Origin of the sequence: Mycobacterium farcinogenes, assembly GCF_019739075.1 — a bacterium.
GTDB lineage: Bacteria > Actinomycetota > Actinomycetes > Mycobacteriales > Mycobacteriaceae > Mycobacterium > Mycobacterium senegalense.
Window position 1 is genome coordinate 1 of the sequence record NZ_CP081675.1, and the last position, 17,869, is coordinate 17,869.

17 protein-coding genes and 1 pseudogene are annotated in these 17,869 nt (G+C 65.1%); 6 read left to right on the forward strand and 12 right to left on the reverse strand.

Annotation, left to right across the window (positions count from 1 at the left end; all coding sequences use genetic code 11):
- The first annotated feature begins 66 nt into the window (after positions 1 to 66).
- The 4 genes from K6L26_RS31005 (at position 67) to K6L26_RS31020 (ending at position 3,604) form a co-directional block, all read left to right on the forward strand.
- Positions 67 to 1,152: a DUF1173 family protein gene (locus K6L26_RS31005; protein WP_245008817.1), complete on the forward strand. Its 1,086-nt coding sequence runs from the start codon at positions 67 to 69 to the stop codon at positions 1,150 to 1,152.
- 52 nt (positions 1,153 to 1,204) lie between these two features.
- Positions 1,205 to 1,546: a hypothetical protein gene (locus K6L26_RS31010; protein WP_221853651.1), complete on the forward strand. Its 342-nt coding sequence runs from the start codon at positions 1,205 to 1,207 to the stop codon at positions 1,544 to 1,546.
- A gap of 286 nt (positions 1,547 to 1,832) precedes the next feature.
- Entirely contained in the window at positions 1,833 to 3,062 is a 1,230-nt protein-coding gene (locus K6L26_RS31835) for a hypothetical protein (RefSeq protein WP_245008815.1), read from the forward strand.
- Positions 3,063 to 3,166: 104 nt separating this feature from the next.
- On the forward strand, positions 3,167 to 3,604 hold the full coding sequence (locus tag K6L26_RS31020) for a hypothetical protein (protein ID WP_221853652.1): 438 nt from the start codon (positions 3,167 to 3,169) through the stop codon (positions 3,602 to 3,604).
- Between the two features lie 133 nt (positions 3,605 to 3,737).
- On the opposite strand, the gene K6L26_RS31025 is transcribed toward K6L26_RS31020, so the two are convergent.
- The 5 genes and pseudogenes from K6L26_RS31025 to mobF form a co-directional block, all read right to left on the reverse strand.
- Entirely contained in the window at positions 3,738 to 4,421 is a 684-nt protein-coding gene (locus K6L26_RS31025; RefSeq protein ID WP_221853653.1) for a GNAT family N-acetyltransferase, read from the reverse strand.
- 278 nt (positions 4,422 to 4,699) lie between these two features.
- Positions 4,700 to 5,011, reverse strand: a complete 312-nt coding sequence (locus K6L26_RS31030) for a type II toxin-antitoxin system PemK/MazF family toxin (protein WP_206477871.1) — start codon at positions 5,009 to 5,011, stop codon at positions 4,700 to 4,702.
- Positions 5,008 to 5,313 (reverse strand): hypothetical protein, encoded by a 306-nt coding sequence (locus K6L26_RS31035; RefSeq protein ID WP_237112333.1) that lies wholly within the window; start codon positions 5,311 to 5,313, stop codon positions 5,008 to 5,010. The genes K6L26_RS31030 and K6L26_RS31035 overlap by 4 nt, the downstream gene beginning before the upstream one ends.
- A 193-nt stretch (positions 5,314 to 5,506) precedes the next feature.
- Positions 5,507 to 5,632, reverse strand: a pseudogene (locus K6L26_RS31040) (IS21-like element helper ATPase IstB); the annotation flags it as partial.
- 88 nt (positions 5,633 to 5,720) lie between these two features.
- Positions 5,721 to 12,122, reverse strand: coding sequence for a MobF family relaxase (mobF, locus tag K6L26_RS31945; RefSeq protein WP_221853654.1), 6,402 nt, complete (start codon positions 12,120 to 12,122; stop codon positions 5,721 to 5,723).
- Between the two features lie 192 nt (positions 12,123 to 12,314).
- Between mobF and K6L26_RS31050 the strand changes: the two genes are divergently transcribed.
- Entirely contained in the window at positions 12,315 to 12,776 is a 462-nt protein-coding gene (locus K6L26_RS31050; RefSeq protein ID WP_206477873.1) for a hypothetical protein, read from the forward strand.
- Positions 12,777 to 12,943: 167 nt separating this feature from the next.
- On the forward strand, positions 12,944 to 13,270 hold the full coding sequence (locus tag K6L26_RS31055) for a hypothetical protein (RefSeq protein WP_237112334.1): 327 nt from the start codon (positions 12,944 to 12,946) through the stop codon (positions 13,268 to 13,270).
- Positions 13,271 to 13,420: 150 nt separating this feature from the next.
- Here K6L26_RS31055 and K6L26_RS31060 read toward each other — a convergent pair whose 3' ends face one another.
- The 7 genes from K6L26_RS31060 to K6L26_RS31090 form a co-directional block, all read right to left on the reverse strand.
- Entirely contained in the window at positions 13,421 to 13,669 is a 249-nt protein-coding gene (locus K6L26_RS31060) for a hypothetical protein (RefSeq protein WP_206477875.1), read from the reverse strand.
- Positions 13,670 to 14,046: 377 nt separating this feature from the next.
- Positions 14,047 to 14,382 carry a hypothetical protein gene (locus tag K6L26_RS31065; protein WP_221853655.1) on the reverse strand — a complete coding sequence of 112 codons (336 nt, stop codon included), beginning with the start codon at positions 14,380 to 14,382 and terminating at the stop codon, positions 14,047 to 14,049.
- A gap of 83 nt (positions 14,383 to 14,465) precedes the next feature.
- Positions 14,466 to 14,678: a hypothetical protein gene (locus K6L26_RS31070; RefSeq protein ID WP_221853656.1), complete on the reverse strand. Its 213-nt coding sequence runs from the start codon at positions 14,676 to 14,678 to the stop codon at positions 14,466 to 14,468.
- A gap of 70 nt (positions 14,679 to 14,748) precedes the next feature.
- A complete protein-coding gene (locus K6L26_RS31075) occupies positions 14,749 to 14,934 on the reverse strand; it encodes a hypothetical protein (RefSeq protein WP_206477903.1) in 186 nt (61 codons plus the stop codon).
- Positions 14,935 to 15,338: 404 nt separating this feature from the next.
- On the reverse strand, positions 15,339 to 15,821 hold the full coding sequence (locus K6L26_RS31080; protein ID WP_206477902.1) for a hypothetical protein: 483 nt from the start codon (positions 15,819 to 15,821) through the stop codon (positions 15,339 to 15,341).
- Positions 15,822 to 15,905: 84 nt separating this feature from the next.
- A complete protein-coding gene (locus K6L26_RS31085; RefSeq protein ID WP_206477901.1) occupies positions 15,906 to 16,346 on the reverse strand; it encodes a hypothetical protein in 441 nt (146 codons plus the stop codon).
- A 594-nt stretch (positions 16,347 to 16,940) separates the two neighbouring features.
- Positions 16,941 to 17,867 carry a DNA adenine methylase gene (locus tag K6L26_RS31090; RefSeq protein ID WP_206477900.1) on the reverse strand — a complete coding sequence of 309 codons (927 nt, stop codon included), beginning with the start codon at positions 17,865 to 17,867 and terminating at the stop codon, positions 16,941 to 16,943.
- Positions 17,868 to 17,869 lie beyond the last annotated feature (2 nt).

The window sequence follows — 17,869 nt, forward strand, 5'->3', positions numbered from 1 at the left end:
GACGATGTCCACACCCCAGAGGCCCAAGAGGCTCTTGGCCGCGCGAAAGCCGCTCGGTGCCGACCGCTGTGCCTGTGCCAGTCCCCGGGGGTGCAGATGTACATCGCTGCGGCTGGACGCGACCTCATCGTCAAACGGATGCCAGGAACGGCCGCCGCGCACGATCATCGGTGCCGCTCGTGGCTGCCTCCCAGTGAGCTTTCTGGCTATGGGGCTGTTGCTGACAAGTCGATCGTGGACAACCCTGCCGATGGTACGACGGCCCTGCGGTTGGGATTCTCGCTGTCGAAGGCTGGCAACCGCTCTGCCCCTGAACCGTCCGGTTCGCCGTCAGACACCGTTCAGAGCGACGGCAACAAGCTGTCGCTGCTGGCTGTGCTGCATTACCTGTGGGACGAGGCGGAACTGACAATGTGGCACGCGGCGTTCACCGGGCACCGTTCCTGGACGGTCGTTCACCACCGTCTGCGGGCCGCAGTCGACGGCAAACTTGTCCGAAAGAACCCCCTGGCCCCGTCTCTGTTTGTGCCCGAGCCGTTCTCGGCCGCCCGCAAGACCGAGATCGAGCAGCGCCGGATTAAAGCATGGGCGCCGGCGCGACGGCAGCCCGGAAAGACCACCAAATTGCTCATCGGGGTAGGGGAGATCAAGGCGATCGAGCCAGCCAACCACGGATACAAGGTGCAGATCCGCCACCAGCCCGGACACCCGTGGTTTCTCGATGAGGACCTGCACCGCAAGCTGACCAAACGATTCGAAACCGAACTCGAACACTGGCAGATGGCCGAAGCCGGCGAGGTGCGTCTGCTGGCGATCTGCACGTTCTCGGTGTCGCGTGCGGGGTACGCCAACGTGGAACAACTGTCACTGATGACCACTGATCACAACTGGATCCCGTTCACCGGTGACGCCGACCGCACTCTGCTCAATACCGCCATCGAGCAGGAGCGTTCGTTCCGCAAAGTGCTGCCGTACAACGGCAGCTCCACTGCCTTGGCCTCGTTGATTCTCACCGACACCACTCCAGCGGTCGCCGCATTCATCGATCGTCCCACCGGTGAAACAGAGGGCGATGACTCGATAGCCGGTCTGCCGGTGTGGAACTGGCGCACCGACGAAGACATGCCGGATTTGCCATCGCCAACGCTTTAACACACCCACATCTCGCCCCCTCTATCGGCACACAACAACGACAGGGAAACCCATGACCGCAACTCACCCTCCACTGACCGCCGAGGACTTCAACACGGAGTACTACGCCGAGCACCGCTACATCTTCATTGATGACGAAGGCGCCAACATGCTCTATACCTACGGCCACGATAGGGACGAAGAATTCGCCCGACAGGCAAACGAATTCGACATCGAGATCCTCGGCCTTGACGCCGACGAGGCCCAGCGCACCGCCGATGACGTGCACCATCGGTGGGCGATCGTGATCGAGCCGAAGCCTGAGTGGCGCTTCACCTGGGTTGACGCCGAAACCGGGCGTGGCATCGAGGAGAGCACGCCCGGCGCGTTCCCGATCTCACTGATCTACAGGTAATCGGCTGCCTCCCAACAGAGCTCAACAACCAATCGTGGGCGAAACATAGGAGAAGTCATGCAGACCGCAGCGCCGCCGAATTAGACATTCGCGGTTTAGGCCAGCAGTTCAGGCTCAACAACGAAGGAGAGGGTTCTCAATGACCGAGCCGATGTTTCTATCACTCGTGACATTCACCGTGTTAGCCGCTATCGGGGCCGCGTTGACGGTTGCGGCTGTCCACGTCTACCGCCGAGCATGGCCTCAACGAGGAAGACCGGCGTGGGCACCAGCCACAGCGATGGGGGTGGCTGCGGCGCTGTGGGCGAAGGTGATCATCGATGCAGCGCCGTGGGTTCTGGAAGATCTTCGCCCGCCCGACGGCGCACGCTACATATCGAAAGCGATGACGGGGGGACTCGATTACTACATCGCCAGCCTGAAGTGGGGCCTGGTTGCTGTCACCTTGTGCCTGTTCGCGGCCGCCACAGCCGGTGTGCTCATTGGTATTCACCGTGGCCTAGAGGCCCTGCACGTTTGGTTGTCTGACTACCAGACTCCAGACGACGAAGAGGCCAACTTGACGCGCGCAGCCAGGATGAGGATGGCGTGGAGGATTGGTCGCGCTGAACGACGATTCGCGAGAACGCTTGTCCTGCTCGTCGGTCCGGCAAGCCGTAAAAGACGCGGTTCTGTGCTGTGGGAAGTTCTGCCGGGAACTGGCGTACGCGCCACCTTGTTCTCGGTACGGCCGGCCCTCGATTATTACGCGATTAGCGGCGAGGAGGTCGTGGCGTTCATGGACAACGCTCGTCGCCGGGCCGAGATCCAGTCCGTGGAATATCGCGATACTGCCGAAGACTGCGGATTCGTAGTTCAATGGAACTGTGATTATCTGACCCGTCCCCTCATTCCCGCCAAGGACACATCAACTGGGACACTGTCTTTCGGTGTGCCGGCTAGGGAGCGGCTTCGGCGGTCAGCAGGAATCGTGACGCTGGTTGTCGGCCTCGTGGTTGTCGCGATCGCGGCGTGGGCCCTAACTCCAGACCGTGGTGTGCACACGCCGGCATACACCGCGACATTGCCTGAGCCCCAGGGGCAGCGCAGTGCGCTGATCCCGATGAGCGAAGGTGGGGAATCGTCTGGTCGCTGCACCGCCGGCGGCGTGTGTAGCGGCGAAGTGTTCGCCATGGACCTTGGCAGTGACGGCCCCTGGGTCGTCACAAGTGTCGGGTATCGCCCTCTAGAAGTCCTGCCTGGTCGGCGTGTCACCCGCCTGCGATGGGAACTGCGCGACACCGACGTGCGGTCAGACCGCGACACCGTGGAGTTCACCCAAACCTCCGATGCTCCCAAGCCGGGTATGGAAGTCACCTTCGCGCGTGTGCGCGTGGATGGGCGCCGGGTCATGCGCATCCGCGCCGTCGTCGAAGCCTCGCTTCCCGCCCCAGGCGCAGTCCGCACTGGTCTGGGCCCGTTCGAGGTCTACGGCTATCGGGACCGCGGCGCGGAGATTCTCAAGAGCGCAGGGTAACGATGAGCGAGAATCCGTATAAGTCGGCCCACGCCGCAGCCACGGATGTCGTCCGATGGGCTCGGCGTCGCGAAGAGTGGCTTACCGCCGCCCTGGTCAAGAAAATGAGCCTCGACGGGTTGTCGGTGAAAGACATTGCGGCAGTGCTCGGCCTGGGCGTCCGCGATGTTCGACGTTTCACCCAAATCCCACTCATACCTCTCGCAGTGGTGAAGGGGCAACCACTTGATGCGCTGGCTTACGTTGAATCAGCGGTCGATGACGTGGTTCGCCACGTGTCAGGACTCGATGCAGACGAACTATGGGATTGGGCGCGGATCTGGGATTCCGAGCTGGGCCACCGGTCGCATACTCAGTACGCAATTGGCGACAACGTCGAGCAAGCACTCATCGACGTGAAGCTTTTCAGTAGGCGGTTGCTGGACGCCGGACTTGATGATTACGCTCGGGCCGAAGTGCAGCGGAAACTGCGCCTCGCACAAGCCCGCGCCCGAGTATTCGGCGCCGAGGACCGAACGATCATCACGCACACGGCGACTTGAACTGGGGTCGGGTATCGCCCTCTATTGGTCTGATATCGGGCCCATGGGATGGGTCGTTATTTAGAGCAAGCGCTCCACGCCGTAGGGCTGGTGTCAACGATCTCTGACAATTGACCCGGACTCGGTGACATCATTACGGAATAGTGGTCCAGAAAGTTGTTTCGGACGGCCCCACTGTCAGCAGGTCGCCTTCTGTGCCCGTCGCCATGTACAGCGGCATCGGTTCTCCGGGATCAAGTACGGCGAATCCGGCTGCGGTGTAGAACTTCCGCAAATGCGGCCGGTCCGAGCGGAATTGGCCGTACAACATGGACAACTGATCGGCTTTGCAGATCTTGAAAGCCTCCCGGATCAACCGTCTGCCATGCCCGCGGCCATGCTGATCGGGGCGCACAGCTAGCACGTGAAGCTTGGCCATCGCCACGGCGGCAATCATAAAATCCACCTCCCCGCGCGGAAATCCATCCACCGTCGCACCCGCCAGATGCGCTCCCCGCTCCTTCATCATCTCCCATAGCCGCCAGTGCGCGCCCATGATCAAAATGCCGATCGGCTCACCATTCAGCCTGAGCACCCGCACGCTCGTCCTCGCGTAGTACGCGCGTGACTGATCAAGGTCCATCAGCGTCGCAAATTTGTCGCGACCGGGCTTCCCCACGGCCGCGCCCAGATACCCGTCCTGCAGCGCGGACGTGAACCCATCGATCTCCGACGAATAGTCCTCTTGGTCGATACCGACCAGGCCATACCAGAACGGTAGCTGTTCGAAGTCTTCCGCAGCGGGTTCGGTTACAGCGATCCTGTTCGAGGGGCTCACAACAGCTCTCCCAAAATTCAGCGCCCGGTGGTGCAAAACCGATCATGTCATTGGTTTGACCCTATGAGACCACTAGCGGACGAAACCGCGGAATTTATACCAGATTTCATACCGGTCAGCGGCGAGGACGCTCCGGCGGTCCAGTCCGTAAGGCACGTCACTGACCAGGCAGTGTTCCGGTTCTGCGCAAAATATTGAGGGTGGCACCAGCATTTGCTCGACTGCATCATCGCAGCCGGTATTTGGCCCATCGTTGCGCTCCTTCGGGAATGGTGCACTCACGGTAGTGCGATCCGGAGCGCCGTGCTGATGTCCTGCATCGTTGATGGCGACAGGCTGCCCAGCGATTCGGTGAGCTCGTCGTGGTAGAGCTGCACGATGTCATCGACCAGGACGAATCCGACGAGGGGGTCCGCGGCAGTCAGCGGGACCACGGTGGGGATGTGGGCGTTCTTGCTCGTGGTGGTGATCCGCGCGGCCAACACGGTGTCGAGGTTGCGGTTGCGGGCGTTGTTGCTCAGGATCACCCACGGCTTGAGGCCGTATCCGAGGTCGACTCGGTAGGCCTGGCTGCGCATCCCACGGTTCACAGGCGAGCCTCGGTGCGGCGCGCGTAGCGCTCGCGTCCTGCTTTGCGCTCGGCGTCGGCGGGTTCGCTGTTGAATTCAGCAGCCAGTTGGGCGTATCCGGTGTCGAGGACATGTTCACGCAAGGCTTCCGCGCCGGCCTGCAGCAGGGCGCGCAGCGCGGCGGCCTCGGACTTGATGTCCGCCTCGCCGCGTCGACTTGCCCACTGCCGCAACACCTCGAACGCGGCCGACTGCTCATCGAGATACGGCGCGATCGCAGCTTCGTCGGCATCTTTGAGGATCAAACTCACTCGCTTACTCATAGCGCACACACTACACTCAATATCGGTGCAAAATGACGTGCACATTCCGGTGTATCCCGCGTCGCCGTTGATCGTCGTTCCACTTCCTGAAAGCTGTGATCGGTGCGCACTGCTCGACCATATGACCTGCGCTTATCCATCGAACCCGCAGGTAGATGGGTAAGCACTCGCTCGAGCACGCCGAGGTGGCCGCTCAATTGGCCGCCGTGGTTTTCTGGTTGCGGGTGTGAGGCAGCCGGTAGGAGTCGGTGCCGGTCTCAATAATGTGGCCGCCGAAGGCAAGTCGGTCAACGATGGCGCCGCACCGCCGGCCCGCTGTCGCAACGCACCTACCGGTGCGACCACTGCGGACACGTCGAGCCCCCGCGTCTACGAGCTACGAGCTGCGAGCCAGAAGACCTAGCCATTTAGCGGGTGCGGTCGGGGCCGCTGTTGTGTTGGTCGTGGTTGGTGGCGCGTTGGCGGGCGGCGGTGAGGCGTTGTTGTTGGCGGATCCAGTTTTGGTGGTCGGTGGTGCGGGCGGCGCGCAGTTGGTCGCGTTTGTCGGACAGTCGCAGGGCGAGTTGGTCGATGTCGGTGACGGGTTGGTCGCGGTCGATGTTGTGTTGTGCGGCGGCAAGTTTGGTGTCTAGGCCGAGTGTGGGCCGGTGGTCGTGTTCGGCGGCGCAGGTGATGGTGTCCTGGGCGGTGTGATCGTCGGGGGCGATGACGTAGAGGTGGGTGTGGCTGCGGGTGGCGGGGGCTAGTTGGGTGCGTTCGGTGGGGGTTTCGGTCAGTAGGTGGACGCGTTGTGCGCGCGGGTTGGCGCTGTATTGGTCGTGGGTTTGGGCGTAGCCGAGTTCGATCTGGGTCTGGGGGTCGATGGTGATGGTGAGCGTGGGGTCGTGGAGGGCGGCGGCGTGTGCGGTGTGGGTGGCGGGGTCGAGGGTGGTGATGCGCCAGCGGCCGCCGGAGGCGATGGGGGAGCCTTGGGCGGTTTCGGTGGGGGCGGTGGTGGTGATGATGTCGCCGGGGCCGAGTTGGTGGGTGCCGAGGGTGTGGCGGTCGGTGTCACGCTGGTTGTGGATGCGGGTGTTGAGTTGGGCGGCTAGGGCGGGGGTGGTGACGATGACGGTGTCGTAGCCGTTGGCGAGGTCGTGTTGGTAGGCGTCGATGGCGGTGCTTTGGGCGGTGGCCATGTCGTTGGTGGTGGTGAGGTTGTGGTGGTCGGTGAGGTCGCGTGCGGCGCTGCGGCGCTGTTCGGTGTCATCGGCTAGCAGCGTGTTGGTGGGTGTCTGGGCGGTCTGGGTCCAGGGCAGTTCTGTGGCGAGGGTTCGGAATTGGCCGGTGGCGGCGGTGGTTTCGGTGTCGCCGGTCAGGATGAGTTTGGCGTGGGCGGCGCGGGCGTGGTCGGCCAGGTTGTGGAGTGTGGGTAGGTTCCAGGTGGCCGCGTCGGGGACCAGCACGGTAGCGGTGTCGAGGACTTGGGGCGGGATCTGATCGGCCCGGTAGCCGGCGGGTGCCAGGCCGGCAGCGAGTGCGTCTGCCACGGCGGTGTCGGTGGCGCCCACGACGATGAGTGGTCGTTGGTGTCCGGCGGCGGCCGCCGATAGTGTCTGCAGGACGGGTTGAGTGGCGGCGCGGTCGCCGGTGAGCACGTTGAGGGTGTATGGGGAGCGGCCGAGCATCACGGCGGCCTCGGTTTGGGTCGCGTCGAGTCCGTCGGCGGCAACGGCCAGGCGTGGTGTGCGGGCCGGCCGGGCGGCGGCGTCCTCCAGGAGTGTGTATTCGAGGCGAGTTTGGGTCAGCTCGTCGACGATGCGCTGTTGATCGATGCTGCGCTGGGCGTGAGCGTAGGCCAGCGCAGCGGTGTGTTCGGCAGCGCGGACCTGGCTGCTGGTGCGTGTCAGTCGAGCGCGGGTGTCGATGATGAGTTGGTTGTCGGCGTCGGCGGCGTGCTGGACGAGTGTGTTGAGCAGCTCGTCGGTGACGGGCTGGGCTCCACCGAGGAAGGTGTGCAGTGCCTCGCGGGCGTCGGCGAGGCACTGGCGAGCGTGCTGTTCGGCGGCAACGGCAGCCGCGAGATCCCCGTGGGCGTCATCGTCGTCGGTGAACTCTCCGTCGGCGGGGTGGGAGCGGGCGGGCCCATCGAGGCGGGCTTGGGCAGCCTGCACGGCACGATCGGCAGCGAGCCAGTCTTGGTAGGCGGCGGTGATCGCTTCGTGGTGGGGTTGTTGGCGGCGGAATTCAGTCAGCAATGTCGCGTACTGGTCACTGAAGGCAGCCAGATGTGGTGTGGCCCAGTGACTGGGGTCGTCGCTGGCGACGGTGAGTTCGTTGAGCTGATGACGCAAGGTGCGTTCGGATTCCCACAGCGCCACCAGGTCCGGTACGGCGGGGTTCGGTCGGTAGGGGGACAGGTCCTCGAAGGACAGCGATTGGTATTCCTCGTCGGCCAGATGCGGCTCGGGCAGATGGAGCTCGTCTTCGGGTGGGGCGAGATCTTGGAGGCTGGACAGGTATTCCTCGTCGGCACTGTGCTGGGTGGCGGACCCTGGTGTGGTCGGCGGTGTGGTCTGTGGGTCGGGGAAGTGCGCGGCGGCCTGTTCTTGCTGTTCGGGGGTCAGCGGAGGCTCGACGTCGTTGTGGTGCAGGTCGATGTCAGGGATCGGGCTGAGCAGAAGTTCGACCCGCCAGGTCAAGGCTTGTGCCCATTCGTTGGGCCGCACATGGTTTCCTCTGGCGCCGGCGTCGAGAAGATCGTGGGCGGCGTCGAGCAGTTCGGTGGGCCGCCACTGTGTGGGGTCGGCTGATTCGACGGCAGCGACGAGTGCGGGCCAGGCGGGATCGGCGAGGGTGTATTCGGCGATAGCGGGGCCAAGGAGCCGGTACAGGTGTGCCGACCATTCCGGCCGCTGGTAAGAGTTGGCGGTGGCGGTGGCGGCGGGGGCCAGTTCGCGCGACAGCCGCCACCACAGGGCGGCGGCGGGCATCTCGTCGGGCAGGGGCCGGTCGCTGACGGCGGCCAGGAGTTGAGGAACGTTGAGGCCAGCGCGATCGGCGGCGCCAAGGTGCTCGGTGAGGTCGGGCCAGTACGGATCGGTGAGGATGCGTGGCTCGATCCGTTCGATGGCGTCGCGCCAGTTGCTGTCGACAGTCGCGGCCTCGTGCAGCCTGCTTTCGACTGCGGCGTCGAGCCTTTTTTGGTAGCGGCGGGTGGCTACGGAGTATTGCCGGGGTCCGGTGATGCGCCGGTCGGCGTCTTCGACACCGAGCGCTGCGCGCCAGACTGCGACGCGTGCGGTGAGGTCGGGGGCTACCGCGTGGAGAGCTCGGGCCCAGACCGGGACTGTGGCCGGGGTCCAGTTCATGGCTTGCTCGTGGACTTCGGCGGCCAGTTCACGTACGCGGGAGTGCCGGGCGTGCAGGTAGTGGCGGGTCGGCTCGGGCAGCTGGGCGGGGATGGTGATCATCCAGGGCAGCGGTCCGCCGTCGAGGTTGGCGCGGATGCGCCAGTGCAGCACGGCCGCGACGTCGTAGGCGGTGTCCAGTTCGCGGCTGTTGATGGCGTCGTGGAGAGTATCGAGGGTTTCGGTGGCCGATCCGTTGTGTTCGAGGGCGATGAGGGCGAGTTGCTTGCGCAGCGCGGGCCAGGCCTGGTACTGGGTCAGCCCGGGTAGCAGTTTTTCCGAGCCGCTGTCGATGTCGGTCATCACGTCGCGGCCCACGTGGTGCTCGGCGCTGGAGCCGACCGCGTCGGTGTAGGCGGGAGCGGCGTGGGCCAGGCGCGCGAACGGGTTGCGTGCCTCGCGTGCGGCGGTGGTGGCCGATTGTTGGGCGCCGTCATGGGCAAGGATCGATGACAGCACGTCGGTGGCGGTGTCGGGGACGACGGCTTTGCGGCTGACAATCTTGTGCGGGTCGTGTTCGGCGGTGGAGAAGTAGATGTGGTTGTTGAGCCGGCCGCGGGTCATGGCCACGTAGAGCAGTTGGCGTGTGAGGGTGGAGGCGCCGACGAGGTGGCAGGTCATGACGGTCATGCCTTGGGCGGCATGGACGGTGGCGGCGTAGCCGAGGGTGAGGTGGTCGGCGGCGTAGTCGGCGGGCAGACGCACGGTGCGTCCGGGCTTGTCGTCGTTGCCGAGCAGCTGCACGGTCACTGAGCCGTCTTTGTGGACCTTGCGCACAGTCCAGCGGTACCGGTTGCGGACGTGGTCGGTGCGCGAGAGGGGCAGCCACCGCGCGTTTTTTCGGGTGAACACGATGTCGCCGGCGTAGGCGGTGGCGCCGTCGCGCAGGGTGGCGCCGCGGCCGGTGATGCCGTCGCGGGCGATGCGGTCGGCTTGGGCGCGGTTGTTGAGTTCTGCGACGGTGTCGGTGGTGGGGGCGAGCATGATCGTGTTGAGGCCGGCGGCCCGGTCGGCGTGCCACGCCTTGTAGGCCATGTCGGCGGCGGCCGCATCGGAGCCGATGTGGACGCGGTCGTGGTCGATGTAGAAGCCGATGGCGGCGGTGTCGCCGTCGCGCAGGGCGAGCCCGGCAGCGCCTTCGGCTTGGTCTTTGAACCGCACGAGGGCGCTCAAGGTGATGGCGCCGGTTTCGTGGGCGATGTCGCGCAGCACACCGCCGGCACTGATGGAGGCAAGCTGCTGATCGTCACCGATGAGGACAACGGTGGCGCCGCGGGATTGGGCGTGGGCGACAAGCACATCGAGGTCCAGCGTTCCGGCCATGCCCGCTTCGTCGAGGACGATGAGGGTGTCGCGGCCGACCTTGTCGAACCATTTGGGTGTGGGTTTTTCCGGGTTCTGCACGCAGTACACGTATTTGGCGAGGGTGTCGGCCACCGAGTGAATGTCATCGCTGAGGACCTTGGCTGCTGATGCGGTGGGAGCCAAACCCAGCACGGAGCCACCGCTGTCGGTCCAGGCTCGTCCCAAAACGTTCATGCTGGCGGTCTTGCCGGTGCCAGCCGGCGCCAGGCACAGCCGCACACGGGCACGTGAGGAGCCCAGCTGGCGGACCATGGCGGCCTGACCGGCGTTGAGTGCGAAGTCGTTGTTGGCGGCGTGTTCGAGCAGCGCAATCTCGATGGTGCGGTGATCGAGGCTGCGCGCACCTCTGGATGTGGCGGCGGCGACGATGCGTCGTTCGGCGGCGAGGATCTCGGCGGAGGTGTACACGTCGGTGCCGTGCGTGGTGTAGACCGATTCGCCGCTGCGTCGCCGCAGAAAGTCGGGTTCGGCCAGTTCACCGTCCAGGGAACTGGAAGCCACACGCTCGGACTGGGCCAGAGCAGCGATGGTGAGCCGCTCAGCGATATCGGACTGGTGGGCAACACCTTCGGCGCGGGCGATGCGCCACGCTTCGGCGTGCACGTGTGCCCACTGCCATTTGGCGCGGGTGTCAGCCAGCGTGGCCAGGATCGCGGCGCCATGTTCGGTGACCCATTCGTCGCTGACGCGCCCCAACAGCTGCTCGTGGCGGCGATCGAGGGTGGTGGTCAGCATTTGGGCCAAAGCGTGTTCGGAGCCCAGAATGTGAACGGCTTCTTGATGCCAGGTGTGGCGCTGCTCGGCGAACGAGCGCGGCGATTTCTTGGCGTCGCGGGTTTCCAAGGTGGCGCGCTGAGACAGATCGTAGGTTTCGGCGGCGGTGGGTTCGCGGCCCACTTCTTGCTGAAATTTGATGGTCAGTTGAGCCAGCCGATCGTCGATCATCTTGGCGCGCTTGGACCAGAATTCGATCAATTCGCGTGAGATGCCGACGATCTCGCGGATGGGCCGCTTGCCGGGCTCGGTGGGCGTCTCAGCGAACTCCACACCCAGGAATTCGATCATGTAGGCCTCGAACCGCGAGTTGTACGTCTCCGACATCGCGACGATCGATTTGTAGAACGGGCGCCCGTCCATGGCCAGCCAGCGGGGAATGCCATCGGTGCCGGTGGCCAACACTTTGTTGCTCAACGCGACGTGGGTGTGCAGGTTGGGATCCCCGGCACGCGAGTCGCGGTGCACGAACGCCGTTCCGATGAATCCGTGGGTGTCGACTTGTTGGATTCCACCGGCCCCCATCCTCGAGAACAGCGCGTTTTCTTCGGCGGATCGCAGCGCGTCACGCCAGGCCATCTCGTGAGCACGTTCGATCTGCTGACGCACCGGGGTGGGTGCGACCGCCCATAAGGTGGCCGCCGACTTGACCGGGGTGAATGTCACGTCGTTGCCCGCCACCGCGGTGGTGGCCGGCCGGGACTGTTTGGCGATGAACCCAGCCAGCTCGCGCTGATCGGGGGAGCGGCCGTATTCGGTGACGAACATTTCGTTGGCCACATCGGTGCGGATCGTGGCACGCACCGCGGGATCGACCGCGGTATCGCGGGGTCGGCCGATGCTTTCGTTGTAGGTACTGAACGCCTCGGCGCAGGCCTTGCGGTATTCCGAGGCCCCGGTGTAGATCGGGAACGGGCGGCCGAGGTTTCCGATGGTTTTCGCGACATCGGGATGTATGCCTGCGGCAACGGCTTTGGTAGCGATCTTTTCGGAGTTGGGGTGGCACCCGAGACCGAACAGTGCCTTCATCTGGTCGGCAGTGACCTCCGAGCCTTCCTCGACGGTCCAGTCTTCGAGCTGCTCAGGTGTGAGTTCACGCCCGACCGGTTGGTGCAGCGCAGCCAGGCCCGAGCCGATCCATTGGCCCGGCGATTCACCCTTGGCGTGGTAGTAGTCCGCCAAGGCCATCCGGCCTTTCTCGGTGCTGTCGTGCACAGCGACCTGCCGGGTGAGGTATTCGTACCCGTCCCCGGCGGTCAGTTTGTGACAAGTGGCGGTCACAGAAGGCATCGTAGCAGTCGTTATCTTTTCGTGACCTAAGTGCAAGAGGTCTGTGGGTCTTGGTCTTGGCAGGGAAGGCGGGGAAGGGGTGAGCGTTGTAGAAGTTGCTGATGGGCGATGTTGCGATGAATGGGAGCGGCTGTGAGGGCTGTCGGGGGAGCAACGGTTAGGTCTGATGAGAGGGCTAGGAAAATGGCAGGTGCAGAGATTTCGGCGCGCCGGCGCGCCGCGGATCGCGTGCTGGCGAAGACCGAGGCACGGCGTAAGAAGCAGGAGCGCATTGAAGCGGCGATGCAGGCGTTCTTCGTTTTGGAGGACGAGGCCTCGGCCGAGCGTGCCGAACTCAAGTCCGCGTTGGAGCAGCTGGCAACGCTGGACAAACTGCGTGGTCGGGTGAGTGAGCTGCAAGAGCGGGAGCAGTCCCGGGCTCTGGATCAGGCCGGTCAGGTGAAGGTCCTTCTGGAGGAAGGACAGACACACGCTGAGACGATTGAACTGCTGGAGATCAGTCGTAGCGAGCTGCGCAAGCTGCTCGACGCGCTGGCACAGCAGGTGCCTCCGAGTCCCGAAGGTCCTCCGGCACCGGAGGACCTTGAGGCCAAGGAAGTGAAGCCAGGTGAGCTAGATGTGGATGCTGCACCGGTCGCGTCGTGATCGAGCGGTCGGAGTTCGTCGTTGACCCGGTGATACATCGCCGGGAGATCGCTCGGTTTCGGGCCAAAGTGGTCAAAGGCCCGAAACCGAGGGATTGCGATATTTGGACGGGGGCCATCGCTGATAGTGGCTATGGCCGGTTCTGGGTGAACCGGCCAGGTGGTCCGGTGGTAATCAGCGCACACCGGTACGCATTGGCGTTGGCACTCGGCGTGATCCGGGCCGGGGAGTGTGCCCGTCACGTCACATGCGACAACCCGGTTTGTGTGCGGGCCCGACGTGATGAGGTTGCGCCTCATATCGTGATCGGCACCCAGTTGGACAACATGCTCGACATGGCCCGCAAGGGCCGGGGTGGGCGGCACGTTTTGATGTCCGTGCAAGCACGCGCGGCACGGGCTCGCGCGCTACGCGCGGCGGTGGCAGGCGGCTGGGACGACGCCGCAGTGCGCGCGGCCTTGTTAGAGACCGGGGAGCCGACGCTTTTCGACTAGCTCGTAGGGCTTGGGTGCTGGGCCACTTCTCGAAGAGTTGATTCCGAGGGGTGGCCCAGACTTGTTTGCGCGACACGAAATGTGAGGACGCCGACAGCGGGCGGCCCAGCCTCTGTGGGGGAGGTGGGCCGCCCGCTGTGGGTTAAGTGGTTATGAGCGGCTGTTGGTGATGAGCGCCATGATGGCTTCGTGCTCGGCGCGGGCCTGGGCGTGCTGGAGGTCGAGGTTCTTCATGGGCTCGGCGTGCTCTTCGGCAAGCTGGCTGGCCCAGGTAGTGCGGTCGGCGTCGCGTTCGGCAAGACCTTCGTGTGCTGTGGTGAGGACGTAGGCCAAGCACATTGCGAGTGCGCTCGCGACGGTCGTGATGGCGATGTCGCGGTATGCGGAGAGGGTGCTCATGGTCTTGTCCTTTCGGTTGGGCGCTGGTAGGTCAGCGCTGGGGAGCGATCACTGAAGGAGACGACCGGTGTCAACTTGGCGGGCGCGGTGGGTTTCGGTGGATGTGGCGCCCGCGAGCGGCAGCGAGCAGGTTGGGCGGCAAATGTCCTCCGCCGGCGACACCAACCCAGCCGAGAGCGTTGACTGCGGCCGGGCCCGAAGTACGCTTGGCGACCTGCTGACGGTTATAGGTGAGGGGCTACGGACGACTGGCCGCCGCCAGGTGGCCAGATCGCTGGCGGCGCTTGGCGCCCCGGCTCCGGAGCAACGCAACAGCCGGCCCGACACGCGACACCAGCCTGGCCGGCCCCACGATCGAGGCCGGCCAGGCGCGGCGGCTAGAAGAGTCGGCCGACGCTCATGGCGTCGTAGTGGCAGCGGCATCCGCAGCGCCAGATGAACCCTTCGCCGTTGATCTTGAGGTGCACGCCGCCCTCGGCGCGTTGGCCGAGGCGGTGGGGGCAGTCGTCGTGGCGACCTTGGTGGCAGCTCTTTGTCGGTGCGTCCTTGGGCATCTCGACGGTGACGTTTTTGCCGTCGATCTTGTCGTGGTAGGTGATCCACTTGACGCCATCGCGGGTGCTGACTTTGGAGCGGCGCTTGGGGATGACGACTGGCGGTGTGTTGCAGTGAAACCAGCGCTTCCACTCTTCGGTTTCCCAGTGGTCGATCATCGTGTGTCTCCGTTCGGTAGGTGATGGGGTGGGTGGTTGTGTCGGCCGGCCCCCGGGGTGGTGGAGGCCGGCCGACTGGGTTGTTATGTGGTGGCGAGGATTCCGGCGGCGTCGTCGAGGTAGTAGTGCGCGTGGCGCAGCTCGTCGTCGGTGGCGTCGCCGGCAAGGACGACGGTGGTGGCGTTGTCGCGTGCGGACTGCGCGCACTGGCGGCGTCGGGTGGTGTCGTCGTAGGCGGCGACTGCGGCGTGGATGTCGGCCCGGGCTTGGGCGAGGGTGGCCGCGGTGGTGTTCATGGCGTGCCTTTCCTGTGTTGCTGTTGGGTGGTGCCTGGCCCTGGGGTGTCGGGGCCAGGCCGGGTGTGGGCTAGTAGGTTTCGGGGCACAATCCGCCCCTGGTGATGGACGGGCAGGTGTAGTCGTGGCAGGAGCCGCACGGCCCGCCGTGGTCGTGCTCCTGCTCGGGCTCGTACTCGGCGCGTTCTTGGGGGCTGAGGCGATGGGCTGGAGTCCAGGGGCCCCAGGGGTCGATGGTGGTGGCGTTGTTGGACATTGGTGTCCCCTTCGGTTTGTGCTGACTCGGCCGGTCAGCGTTGGGGAGCGGTGAATCGGGATGGCCGTCAGCGACCATGCGGGTGCGCGGGGTGGCGTCGGCGGATTTCTGGCCCCGCGAGCGCCGAAGAAGCGAGCTCAGTAGGGCCAGAAATGTCCTCCGCCGTCGACGGCACTTCGCTGGCGACCGATTGGGAGAGGACGGACAGCACGATTACGCTTGGCGACCTGCTGACGGTTAAAGGTGAGGGGCTACGGACGACTGGCCGCCGTCAGGTGGCCACACCGGCGGACCGCGCTGAGCGCGCCGACGCCGGAGCAACGCGACAGGCGGCCAGCCACGTGACACCGGAACACGCCAGCGCTGGCCTGGCCCCGCGAACGAGGCCGGCCGGTGCGCGGCGGTTAGTTCTGTTTCTGCTCGCGGTGTTCGGCCGCTTTGATCTTGTAGTCGAGTGCCTCGGTGCGGCGGGCGAGGCGGGCGCCTTTGGTGATGTCGCGGTCGAGTTTCTTCCATCTGGCGTTGCCGCTGATGTTGGCTGCGGCTCGATCGGCTGGTCCGCCGAACATGAGCGCGTCACGCTGCTGGATGAGCTTGTCCCGTCGGGCCCGTAGTTCGCTGCTGGGTACGTAGCGGCGCGGTGTCGGTTTGGGCTTGGGTGCCTTGGTGGGCAGTTCGACGAACTGCTCATCGGTGGGCAGGATGAACCATTCGAGCAACGGCGGCAACGGGATCCGGTAGGTGTGGCGCGGTGCCGGTTGGGCAGCGGTGAACTCGTCGAGGCGCTGTTGCAGCAACACCATGTAGTCATCGAGGCTCATGGGTGCTGGCTTCTCGCCGGCGTCGTACCGGGCCTGGAGCATCTGCAAGTAGTTCTCGAGGGTCATTGCGGTGACTGCCTTTCTGTTTGGGGGTGGAAGGGTTGGGCCCGGTCCTCCCCTGCGTTGAGGAGAGGACCGGGCCCACGGTGGTTAGGCGCTGCGCTTGGCTGCGGCCGGGATGCTGTGCGGGGTGATCGCCCAGGGCCCGCTGGTGTATCCGGGGAGCCGGTGAACGATCCGGCTTTCGAGCGCGTCGACGAAGGCCTGCGCTTGGCTGCCTTCCCAGTCGGGGTGCTCGTCGGATTGGTAGCGGTAGCAGTGCAGCGCGTTGAGCAGCTCGACCCCGGTCCAGCCGCGGTGCCGCGGCGGGTAGTAGCGGTAGGTCTCCGCTTCGGACGTTTCGCCGTACATGTAGTTGACGGCGGCGACATTGGCATCGATGAGCATCTGCCCGACTTCACTGGCGTTTTCGGGCTGCAGCTCCTCGGCCAGCCGAGCGGTCTGCCAGCGCAGCGCCCCCAGGCGGGGGTCTTGCAGGCCGGCCCAGAGAAGGACGTTGATGTGCTCGGGGTGGACGACAAATGCGCTCATGGTGTTGCTCCCGTTCTGTTGTGTGATTGGTGCGCCGGTCAGCGCTGAGGGAGCGTTCACTGAGGGATTGGCCGTGTTGTCCACGCGGAAGGCGGGTTGGTGTCGGCGGATTTGTGGCCCCGCGAGCGCCGGAGAAGCGAGCTCGGTAGGGCCGCAAATGTCCTCCGCCGGCGACACCAACCCAGCCGAGAGCGTTGACTGCGGCCGGGCCCGAAGTACGCTTGGCGACCTGCTGACGGTTAAAGGTGAGGGGCTACGGACGACTGGCCGCCGTCAGGTGGCCACACCGGCGGACCGCGCCTAGCGCGCCGACGCCGGAGCAACACGACGCGCGGCCCGCCACGTGACCCCCGAAGACGTCGGACTGGGCCTGCCCGCAGTTCGCTGCGGGGCACGTAGCGGCGCGGGGCCGGTTGGGCAGGAGGTGAACTCCTCTTGCTGCGTTGGTACGGATTTGTGGTCGTGGCGTTAGCGACGACTGGGTGAGCGATCGGCAATGGGCTTGGCCGCAGAGGACGCGCCGACAAGCGCGGTGATTGTCACCGGCAGCAGCCAACATCGCGGTGGACTAGAGAAGAGCCGTGGATGACTTGGCTAGTCCAGTTCTGCTCCTGAATCGGTGCTGACATGCTGTTTTGCTTCTTGGCAGGGTGGACTAGTTGGACCGTGCTGGACCCAGCGTGAGCCACCTGTGGCGAGTAGGTGTTGGTCCTGGCGGACTGTGAGGTTGTCGGACAGGACCGCGTATTCCTCGTCGACGTGGGCCCGGTTGGCTGTGCATGCGATGTCGTAGGCCAGGACGCGGCTGTCTGGGTAGAGGCCGAGGACGCGTTCGTCGCTGTCGTAGGTGAGCAGCCAGCGTGCGGCACAGTTGGTGAGCGCCGCGGCGAGATTCTTGTGGTCGTCGAATGTCATGCCGTGGGCGTAGAGCCTGTTGCCTTGCACGAAGTAGGGCGGGTCGACGAACAGCAGGAGTTCGTCTTCGATCCCGACAGAGCCGTCGAGCTCGGCGATGCGGTCGATCGCGTTGCCTTCGGAAACCCGGATCCGGTGACCGAGTCGGCTGATCGATTCGATGCGGTCGGCCAATCCTTCGGGGTTCCAACGTGACCGCAGGTGCCAGCGGCCGGTTTGGTGCTTTCCGCCGATCGGGCCGACGCGGGCGTTGACCATTCCGGAGCGTGAGCAGCGGTTGATGATGAGCGCGGCGAATGCCAGGTCGAGGTCGGGGATAGCGGCGCCGGCCTCGGAGGTGGCTACGACTTCGCGTGCGGTGTGCCAGGTGGACATGTCTGGCTGGCAAGCGCGGACCCGCTCGGCCAGTTCCAGACCGTTGTCCACGACGGTTCGCCAGAACGCGGCCAACGCCCGGTTCTTCTCGGTCAGCCAGACCTCGTCGACCACGCCGCGGTCGAGCAGATGCAGTCCTGCGCCGGCGCCGCCGGCGAACAGCTCAACCCAGACTTCGACGTCGAGTAAGCCGAACTGTGCAAGGAAGATGTCGGCCAGTGCATCGGCCATGC